The sequence below is a fragment of the Pseudarthrobacter sp. NamB4 genome (assembly GCF_005796185.1).
Lineage (GTDB): Bacteria > Actinomycetota > Actinomycetes > Actinomycetales > Micrococcaceae > Arthrobacter.
In genome coordinates this window covers 275,167-281,791 of record NZ_VAHM01000004.1, presented here as the reverse complement: position 1 = coordinate 281,791, position 6,625 = coordinate 275,167, and the positions used below count along the sequence as shown (strand labels likewise).

The 6,625-nt window shown below is 63.8% G+C and carries 7 protein-coding genes and 1 pseudogene; 4 read left to right on the top strand and 4 right to left on the bottom strand.

All coding sequences use genetic code 11. The features are described from left to right. Positions 1-487 (bottom strand): annotated as a pseudogene (locus tag FDW81_RS05820) (glutamine--fructose-6-phosphate aminotransferase); the annotation flags it as partial. A gap of 108 nt (positions 488-595) precedes the next feature. On the opposite strand from FDW81_RS05820, the gene coaA reads away from it, so the two are divergent. From coaA to mscL, 3 genes are read left to right on the top strand one after another with little or no spacing between them, the layout of a single operon-like run. After that, positions 596-1,591 (top strand): type I pantothenate kinase, encoded by a 996-nt coding sequence (gene coaA / locus FDW81_RS05815; protein WP_171027119.1) that lies wholly within the window; start codon positions 596-598, stop codon positions 1,589-1,591. A 5-nt stretch (positions 1,592-1,596) separates the two neighbouring features. Next, positions 1,597-2,472, top strand: coding sequence for a D-alanyl-D-alanine carboxypeptidase family protein (locus FDW81_RS05810; RefSeq protein ID WP_138133186.1), 876 nt, complete (start codon positions 1,597-1,599; stop codon positions 2,470-2,472). Positions 2,473-2,495: 23 nt separating this feature from the next. Continuing rightward, a complete protein-coding gene (gene mscL, locus FDW81_RS05805) occupies positions 2,496-2,900 on the top strand; it encodes a large conductance mechanosensitive channel protein MscL (protein WP_138133185.1) in 405 nt (134 codons plus the stop codon). 65 nt (positions 2,901-2,965) lie between these two features. Here mscL and glmM read toward each other — a convergent pair whose 3' ends face one another. From glmM to rplM, 3 genes are all read right to left on the bottom strand, one after another. Continuing rightward, positions 2,966-4,327, bottom strand: a complete 1,362-nt coding sequence (gene glmM / locus FDW81_RS05800; protein WP_138133184.1) for a phosphoglucosamine mutase — start codon at positions 4,325-4,327, stop codon at positions 2,966-2,968. Positions 4,328-4,621: 294 nt separating this feature from the next. Then, the gene (rpsI, locus tag FDW81_RS05795) at positions 4,622-5,125 is read right to left on the bottom strand and encodes a 30S ribosomal protein S9 (RefSeq protein WP_050054349.1); all 504 of its coding nucleotides are present in this window, start codon (positions 5,123-5,125) and stop codon (positions 4,622-4,624) included. A 38-nt stretch (positions 5,126-5,163) separates the two neighbouring features. Beyond that, positions 5,164-5,607: a 50S ribosomal protein L13 gene (rplM, locus tag FDW81_RS05790; protein ID WP_015937805.1), complete on the bottom strand. Its 444-nt coding sequence runs from the start codon at positions 5,605-5,607 to the stop codon at positions 5,164-5,166. A gap of 302 nt (positions 5,608-5,909) precedes the next feature. Between rplM and FDW81_RS05785 the strand changes: the two genes are divergently transcribed. After that, positions 5,910-6,575, top strand: coding sequence for an A24 family peptidase (locus tag FDW81_RS05785; protein ID WP_138133183.1), 666 nt, complete (start codon positions 5,910-5,912; stop codon positions 6,573-6,575). The last annotated feature ends 50 nt before the right edge of the window (positions 6,576-6,625 follow it).

Below are 6,625 nucleotides of genomic sequence, written 5' to 3'. Positions count from 1 at the left end.
GCTCCATGGCGTGGGTCAGGCCCCCGTTGGACGCGTCCCCGCCCAGCTTGTTCCGGAAAATGTCCGCCAGCAGCGCAGCGGCGACCTCGGTGTCAGTCTCGGACAGGAACTCCACGCCCTTGTCCAGCAGTTCCAGCTTGAGCTCAGCGAAGTTTTCAATGATGCCGTTGTGGATCACCGCCAGCTTGCCGCCGTCGGCCAGGTGCGGGTGGGCATTGCGGTCCGTCGGCCCGCCGTGCGTGGCCCACCGGGTATGTCCGATGCCGGTCAGCGTCTCCGGCAAAGGCCGGGCTTCCAGCTCGGCAATCAGGTTGCTCAGCTTCCCCGACTTCTTCCGGGCCTCAATGGAGCCCTGGGACACCACGGCAACACCGGCCGAGTCGTAGCCCCGGTACTCCAGGCGGCGCAGCCCCTCAAGAACAACATCCAAAGCACTGTGACTTCCACCGTTACCAGAACGGCCCACATATCCCACGATTCCACACATAAGCTCAAGACTATCGGCTGGAAGGCGGTACCTCTAAACGACTGGACCGCCGTGCGGGCGCCTGTGTATTGCGGTACGCGCGCTGCTTGGAGCGGCCTGCATTTCACTATGTGCCGGGCGAGGGGCAGAATCTCTAACGTGACTTTGCAACGCAACGAGGCGAATGGGGAGGGTATCTCCCCATTCGTCGAGCTGGACCGGCAGACCTGGTCCCGGCTCGCAGACGAGATGGAACAGCCTCTTAATGAAGAGGACATTGTCCGTCTCCGCGGCCTTGGCGATCCCCTGGACTTGAAGGAAGTCCGGGAGGTCTACCTGCCGCTGTCCCGGCTTCTGCACCTCTATGTGGAGGCTGCGGGCCAGCTGCACGCCGCCACCACCACATTCCTTGGGGAGCACACCCAGCGCACACCGTTCGTGATCGGCGTTGCGGGATCAGTGGCCGTGGGCAAGTCCACCATTGCCCGTGTGCTCCGCGAGATGCTGAGGCGCTGGCCCGGCACCCCCAACGTGGAACTGATCACCACGGACGGTTTCCTGTATCCCCTGGCCGAGCTGAAGCGCCGGCAGCTGCTGGACCGCAAGGGTTTCCCGGAGTCCTATGATCGCCGCGCTTTGCTCCGGTTCGTGAGCGAGATCAAGAGCGGCGCCGAGGAGGTGCGTGCCCCCTGGTACTCGCACGTCACCTACGACATCGTTCCCGGCAAGGAAGTGGTGGTCCGCCGGCCGGATGTCCTGATTGTGGAAGGGCTTAACGTGCTGGCTCCGGCGCGTCCGCGGCACGACGGACGGCAGGGCCTGGCCCTCAGCGACTTCTTCGACTTCTCCATTTATGTCGACGCCAAGACCTCCTACATTGAGGAGTGGTACGTGGACCGGTTCCGCAAGCTGCGGAGCACGGCGTTCGCCCAGCCGGAATCGTACTTCCACCGCTACGCCAGCCTGTCTGATGAAGAGGCGGAACGCACTGCCCGGGACATCTGGAAGCGGATCAACGAGCCGAACCTGGAGGAGAACGTGCTTCCCACCAGGGGCCGTGCCCAGCTTGTGCTCACCAAGGAAGCGGACCATACGATCCGCCGCATGCTGCTCCGGAAGGTCTAGCACAGGTGTGCTACGACTGCTCCGCCAAACCTGATGAGGCAGGCGCCAGCCGCCGCAGCTTCACCCGCTTCCTTGCGGCGGGTGCCGGACTGACTGTCCTGGCAGCGTGCACGCCGGGGGCACCCAAGGCGGTGGCGCCGTCGTCGGCTTCTCCTTCTGCGTCCCCCTCCGCCGCGGCCGTCACCGCTGCGGCAAGCCCGACGGCGGAACCTCCCACGCCGGCCGCGGCATCTCCGGAGCCGTCCCCCACGCCCTCACCCTCCGCCACGCTGCCGCGGCAGTTCTCCCTCACGGACCCGGCAAGCCCCTGGCTGATCGTCAACAAGCACCGGCCGCTGGTCCCGGCCGCGTATATGCCGCCTGACCTGGTGCAGCCCGCCGTCGCGATGACCGTCTCCGGTGAGGCGTCGCTGCTGAACAGTACGACGGCGGCGGCTGCCGAGGCGATGTTCGCGGCTGCCGCGCAGGACGGCGTGTCCATGGTCCTGGCCAGCGGGTACCGCTCGTACAACACGCAGGTGGCCACCTACAACGGGTATGTCGCCTCGCGTGGACAGGCCGACGCCGACACGGCCAGCGCACGCCCGGGCTACTCAGAGCACCAGACAGGGTGGGCGTTCGACATTGCCGACGGAAACGGCGTTTGCGGCTTCCAGCCGTGCTTCGCGGACCAGCCCGCGGCGGTGTGGGCGAAGGCGAACGGGCACCGGTTCGGGTTCGTGGTGCGGTACCCATGGATGTTCCACCCGATCACGGGGTACTACTACGAGCCGTGGCACCTCCGGTACATCGGGGTCGAGGCCGCGACCGACATGGTGAACCGCGGCATTTTCACCCTGGAGGAGTACTTCGGCGTGGAGCCGGCGCCGGGGTACCCGTAAACCGATGTACTAGCGTGGTTTCCATGCTTACTGGATTCAAGAATTTCATTATGAAGGGCAACGTTGTTGACCTCGCCGTTGCGGTGGTTATAGGAACGGCCTTTGGCGCGGTGGTGACGGCGCTGGTGAACAAGGTGCTTATGCCGTTCATTGCCGGGCTGACGGGTTCGCCCAACTTCGATAGCTTTGCCCGGATCGATTTCAACGGGAACTTCATGGAATTCGGCGTCCTGCTGACCGCGATCGTCAACTTCCTCCTGATTTCGGCGGCCATTTACTTCGTTGTGGTGATGCCCATGAACCTCATGATCGAGCGCCGCAACCGCAGGCTCGGCATCGGCCCGGACGTGAAGGAGGAGTCTGCCGAGGATCCCCAGATTGCGCTGCTGACCGAGATCCGGGATGCACTGAAGAGCAACGCATCCTAATCCGGCACAGCAAAAAGTGGCCCGCTTCCTTCCGGAAGCGGGCCACTTTTTGTTCATTTGGCTACTTAGTCGCTGACCAGCTCAAGCGCGAGCTCGGTGCGGACCACCTGGGCCAGGTGCTCGGCAATGGACTGGGCTGTTTCCTCGTCCGCAGCCTCCACCATGACCCGGACCACGGGCTCCGTGCCGGAAGGACGGAGCAGTACCCTGCCCGTGTCCCCCAGCGCCGCTTCCGCTGCCGCCACGGCCTGTGCCAGTACCTCATTGCTTTTGACCCGGGCCCGGTCCACGCCCTTGACGTTGATGAGCACTTGGGGAAGCTTGGTCATCACGGTGGCGAGTTCCTTGAGCGGCTTTCCGGTCAGGGCCACCTGGGCGGCCAGCTGGAGCCCGGTGAGAACGCCGTCGCCGGTGGTGGCGTAGTCCGAGAAGATTACGTGACCGGACTGTTCGCCGCCCAGGCTGAAACCGCCATCGCGCATTTCTTCCAGGACGTACCGGTCCCCCACCGCCGTTTCGCGGATGTTGATCCCGGCTTCACGGAGGGCGATCTTCAGGCCGAGATTGCTCATGACGGTAGCTACCAGGACGTTGTCCTTCAGTTTGCCTGAGTTCTTCAGCGCCAGCGCAAGGATGGCCATGATCTGGTCGCCGTCCACTTCGTTGCCCTCGTGGTCGACGGCGAGGCAGCGGTCGGCGTCGCCGTCGTGCGCAATGCCCAGGTCGGCGTGGTACCTGACCACAGCTTCCTTAAGAGGGCCCAGGTGCGTGGAGCCGACGCCGTCGTTGATGTTGTGGCCGTCCGGGTCCGCGCCGATGACGACGACGTCCGCGCCGGCATCCTTGAAGACCTGCGGCGAGCAGCCGCTCGCGGCACCGTGGGCGCAGTCGAGGACAACTTTCATGCCCTCAAGGTTGTGCGGGAGGGTGCGCAGGAGGTGCACGACATAGCGGTCCTCGGCGTCGGAGAACCGCTGAATGCGGCCGACGTCGGCGCCTGTGGGCCGGACCGCTTCCTTGCCCATCTGTGCTTCGATGGCGTCCTCAACGTCGTCAGGAAGCTTCTGGCCGCCACGGGCGAAGAACTTGATGCCGTTGTCCGGTGCAGGGTTGTGGGAGGCGGAAATCATGACGCCGAAGTCAGCGTCCAGGTCCGCCACCAGGTAGGCAGCGGCCGGGGTGGGGAGGACGCCGGCGTCGTAGACGTCAACGCCTGAACTGGAAAGCCCCGCCTCCACCGCCGCGGCGATGAACTCGCCGCTTGCGCGGGGGTCGCGGGCCACCACGGCGCGCGGCCGGGAGCCGTTTGAGTTGCGATCGTGGCCGAGCACGACGGCGGCCGCCTGGGCCAGTTGCATGGCCAGCTCTGCTGTCAGCAGGCCGTTGGCCAGCCCCCGGACACCATCAGTTCCAAATAATCTAGACACCGGTCAAGTCTAGAGGATGGGGGTCGTTCGGCTTGAAACTGCTGGCCAGAGTGGAGTTAATGGGCGCAGGAGACGGAACAGGGGCTGGCCTGCAGACCAGAAGCGGCCTTAGCCGTGTTACGCCTCTGCGTCATCAGCGAAGACCGTGAAGTGCTCCTCGCGGCTACATCCACTTGGGACACCCGTAAATTTGAGCAATGGGTCACCGGCTATCTCGCGGCAAGAATCCGCGGTTGATTTAACGCCGGAAGCCCGCCCCACCGAATGGCGGGACGGGCTTCTGTGCAAGCGGATTTAGCGCTTGGAGTACTGCTGGGCCTTGCGGGCCTTCTTCAGACCGGCCTTCTTACGCTCGATGACGCGTGCGTCGCGGGAGAGGTAACCGGCCTTCTTCAGGGTGGCGCGGTTATTCTCGACGTCGATCTCGTTCAGTGAACGGGCGATGCCGAGGCGCAGGGCACCCGCCTGGCCGGAGATGCCGCCGCCGTGGATGCGGGCGATGACGTCGTAGGCACCTTCAAGGTCAAGGATCTTGAAGGGCTCGTTGACGTCCTGCTGGTGCAGCTTGTTCGGGAAATAGTTGTCCAGCGCGCGGCCGTTGATGGTCCACTTGCCGGAGCCGGGAACGACGCGGACGCGTGCAACGGCTTCCTTGCGGCGGCCAACAGCTGCGCCGGCAACGGTCAGGGCCGGGCGTTCCTTCTTGGGAGCAGCTTCAGCAGCAGAGCTCTCAGAGGTGTAGCTGGTCAGGGTTTCCTCAGCCTCAACGGCTTCGGTGGTCTCTTCGTTCTGAGCCACGATTCTCCTTGTATAGATAAGTTGTTTGGTGGCCAGGACTACTGGGCGACCTGGGTGATTTCGAAAGTCTTGGGCTGCTGGGCGGCGTGCGGGTGCTCAGCACCGCGGTACACCTTCAGCTTACCCAGCTGCTGTGCAGCCAGGGAGTTCTTGGGGAGCATGCCCTTGATGGCCTTCTCCACGGCGCGGACCGGGTTGGATTCCAGCAGCTCCGCGTAGTTGACGGAGGTCAGGCCGCCCGGGTAGCCGGAGTGGCGGTAGGCGCGCTTCTGCTCCAGCTTGGCGCCGGTCAGGGCGACCTTCTCAGCGTTGATGATGATGACGAAGTCGCCCATGTCCATGTGGGATGCAAAGGTGGCCTTGTGCTTGCCGCGCAGCAGGATTGCGGTCTGGCTTGCAAGACGGCCAAGGACAACGTCGGTGGCGTCAATGACGTGCCACTGGCGGTTGATATCGCCGGGCTTCGGGGTGTACGTACGCACGGTGTTTGCCTCGTTCTTGTTCTGGCGTTCTTGTTTAGGTGTCACTCGTTCGTGCACCTACTGTCTGCGCGCTACCGGAACAGAGGTGAGGGCTCTATGTAACCAGTCATCCTGAAGTTCCGAATGTGCACGTTGAGTAGTTATCCTGCAACCGGATTCTCAAGCGGGCACGCACCATCGGAATAGGACACGCACAACGACTACCAAGATTAGCGCGTTAAGGGGTACAGGGTCAAAATGGGGTAGCCGGAGGCGGGCTCCTGCCCCTGCCTTACACCGGACCCGTTCAGTTGAGGAGTTGCGTGACGCTTGTAGGGACGACCCTGGGCCCGGTGTTGGTTCCTGCCATCGCCACCGCCTTCCTGGGCGCACTGCTGAGCGCCGCTGCGGAGTTGCTCATCTTCCGCTTCCTCCCCCGGCTCGGCCAGCTTCCTGCCCCCCGGGTGCGTATAACGACGGCGGCAGTCACCGCAGCCCTGTGCGCGGCCCTCACGTTGCGGATTGGCGTGGATTGGGCACTGCCGGCTTTCCTCGTGCTGGGAGTCTTTGCCGTGCAACTCGCGTGCATCGATCTAACTAGCCACCTGCTGCCGAATCCGTTGGTTCTGGGTTTGTTGACCGCGGGCGTGGCCCTCCTGGCCCTCAGCAGTTATGCCTCCGCGGACTTTGCCGCCTTGCTGCGCGCGATTGCTGGCGCCGCAGTCCTTTTCGTTGTCTACCTGGCACTGGCCCTCGTGTCTCCGAGCGGTATCGGTATGGGCGACGTCAAACTAGCGGCGCCGGTTGGTCTGTATCTGGGCTACCTGGGCTGGAGCGAAATATTCTACGGCGGCGCTTTAGGATTTGTTTTGAGTGGGATTCTTTCCGCAATTCTGGTCGCGTCAAAGAGACGGACAAGTAAGGCAGAAGTGGCTTTCGCCCCGTCAATGCTCGCCGCGCTTGTGGGAACGATACTAGCCGCCTACTGATTTTCTTTTTCCAAGCCCACCCACCGCCGTTACAGCCATGGTCACTGACG